The organism is Tardiphaga sp., assembly GCF_041424195.1.
In the GTDB taxonomy this organism is placed as follows: Bacteria; Pseudomonadota; Alphaproteobacteria; order Rhizobiales; family Xanthobacteraceae; genus Tardiphaga.
This window is the reverse complement of record NZ_JBGMOE010000035.1, coordinates 13861-16360: the sequence shown is the minus strand read 5'-3', so window position 1 is coordinate 16360 and position 2500 is coordinate 13861. Positions and strand designations below refer to the sequence as shown.

Below are 2500 nucleotides of genomic sequence, written 5' to 3'. Positions count from 1 at the left end.
CGATCGTACCAATATTGCAGTGCGGCTTGTTACGTTCAAATTTTGCTTTGGCCATAGATCCACCTGTTAAGCCACGCCCGTGCGCAGCACCAAACCGGCGGCTGGTTACAAGGGAAAACGACCCTGTTCAAGCCCGAACTTCTGGGCCAAGCTCGTCCAACCATGCCGGAGTCCCCTTTATCTAAGCCGGCAAATGACAAGATCAATCAAACAGCTACCGGGAGCCCCCATGAACGCCCAAACTGCCGCAAAACACGCCACTTCACTGCGGACGCCAGAGCTGCCGCAGGCCCGCCCGGAAACGCTGGGCCTGTCATCAAACCGTCTTCAGGCGATGTCGGACGCGTTCAGGCGCGAGATCGACAAGGGCACCACGCCGGGCGTCACCATGCTGGTCTCCCGCCGCGGCCAGATCGGCTATTTCGAGGCCTTCGGCAAGCAGACGCCGGATGGCTCCAGCGCCATGACCCGCGACAGCCTGTTTCGCATCTTCTCGATGACCAAGCCGATCGTCTCGCTGGGCATCATGCAGCTGGTCGAGGACGGCCATATCCTGCTCAACGACCCGCTGGCCAAATACATCCCGGCATTCGCCGACACCAAGGTCGGCATCGAGCGCAACGGCGCGCTCGAACTGGCGCTGCCGCTGCGCCCGATCACCATCCAGGACCTGCTACGCCACACCTCGGGCATCTCCTATGAGATCACCGGCAACGGCATGGTGCAGCGGATGTACCAGAAGTCGAACCTGCGCAGCCGTGAGCTCACCAATGAAGAGCATGCGAAGATCGTCGCGGGCCTGCCGCTGATCTGCCAGCCCGGCTCTGAGTGGAACTACAGCCGCTCCACCGACATTCTCGGCCGCGTCATCGAAGTGGTATCGGGCAAGTCGCTGGGCAGCTATCTCACCGGAAACATTCTCGCCCCATTGCAGATGGCAGAAACCGGCTTCCATACCGCCGCAGCGAACAAGGATCGCATCGCACATCCCTTCCCCGTCGATCCATGGACCGGCGAGAAAGTCGCACTGTTCGATCCGCTCGAAATTCCGAAGATGGAATCCGGCGGCGGCGGACTTGTTTCGACCACCATGGACTATGCGCGCTTCTGCCAGATGCTGCTCAATGGCGGCACGCTGGACGGCAATCGCGTGATCGGCAGCCGCACGCTGCATCTGATGGCGTCCAACCACCTCAGCCCGAACGTGAAACTGGAGACACATCTCGTGCCCCCCGGCCACAGCTTCGGCCTCGGCTTCGCCGTGCGCACCGACGATGGGCTCGCGCCCTATGCGGGATCGCGCGGACAGTTCTTCTGGAGCGGCGTCGCCGGGACGTTCTTCTGGGTCGATCCGCAGGAAGAGCTGTTCGCGGTGTTCATGTCGCAAGGACCCGGTCAGCGGGAATATTTCAGGACGCTGATCCGGAGCCTGGTTTACGCGGCGGTGGAGTAGCGCTCTGCCAACCACAAACTCGTCATTCCGGGGCGCGAACGGCGCCAGCCTCACGCGAACCCGGAACGACGAATTTGAAATCAGCTGATCGTCGCGCCGCCGTCGATCACCATCGTCTGCCCGGTCATGAAATTGCCCGCCGCCGAACCAAGGAACACGGCAGCCCCTGCGATTTCGTCGGGGATGCCGATGCGCAGCAGCGGTGAGCGCGCGGTCGAGGCCTTGAGGTTGTCGGGATTGTCCCACAGCGCTTTCGCGAAGTCGGTCTTGATCAGGCCCGGTGCGATGCAGTTCACGCGCACATTGTGCTTGCCGTATTCGCAGGCGAGATTGCGCGCGAGCTGCATGTCGGCGGCTTTCGAGATCGCATAGGCGCCGAGGATGGTGGACCCCTTGAGGCCACCGATCGAGGACACGATGATCACCGAGCCGTCCTTGCGTTCGATCATGTCGGGCACGACCATGCTGGTCAGCCAGTTATTGGCGACGATGTTGTTGTCGAGAATCTTGCGGAACTGATCGTCCGAGATACCGGCCAGCGGGCCGTAGTAAGGATTCGATGCCGCGTTACAAACCAGCACGTCGATCTTGCCGAACGCCTTCTTGCTCTCGTCGACAAGGTTCTGCAGATTTTCCTTGCTGGAGATGTTCGCAGCAATCGCCACCGCGGTCCCCTTGCCGAACTGCGCGTTGATCTCCTTCGCCACCTCGTCGCAGACATCCTGCTTGCGCGACGAGATCACCACCTTGGCGCCGTGCTCCGCCATGCGCTCGGCTATGGCGCGGCCGATGCCGCGCGTCGAGCCGGTGATGACGGCGACTTTTCCGGTCATGTCGAACAGGTTCATGGGTGTCTCCCTGATGGTTGGTTTGTAATTGTCGTATTCGTTAGTCGGAGCGCCGGACTCTTGCTCCCTCTCCCCGCCTGCGGGGAGAGGGGTGGGGTGAGGGGGAGCCTCCGCAAGCCCGGAGCAAATGGATAGTCCCCCTCACCCGGATCACGCGCTGCGCTCGCGATCTAACCTCTCCCCGCAGGCGGGGAGAGGT

At 61.9% G+C, this 2500-nt stretch carries 2 protein-coding genes; one reads left to right on the top strand and one right to left on the bottom strand.

Translation table 11 applies throughout. The features are described from left to right. Positions 1-229: 229 nt before the first annotated feature. A complete protein-coding gene (locus ACEK02_RS05095) occupies positions 230-1453 on the top strand; it encodes a serine hydrolase domain-containing protein (protein ID WP_371420712.1) in 1224 nt (407 codons plus the stop codon). Positions 1454-1533: 80 nt separating this feature from the next. Here the strand turns inward: ACEK02_RS05095 and ACEK02_RS05090 are convergent, their stop codons facing one another. Continuing rightward, positions 1534-2301 carry an SDR family NAD(P)-dependent oxidoreductase gene (locus tag ACEK02_RS05090; protein WP_371420711.1) on the bottom strand — a complete coding sequence of 256 codons (768 nt, stop codon included), beginning with the start codon at positions 2299-2301 and terminating at the stop codon, positions 1534-1536. Positions 2302-2500 lie beyond the last annotated feature (199 nt).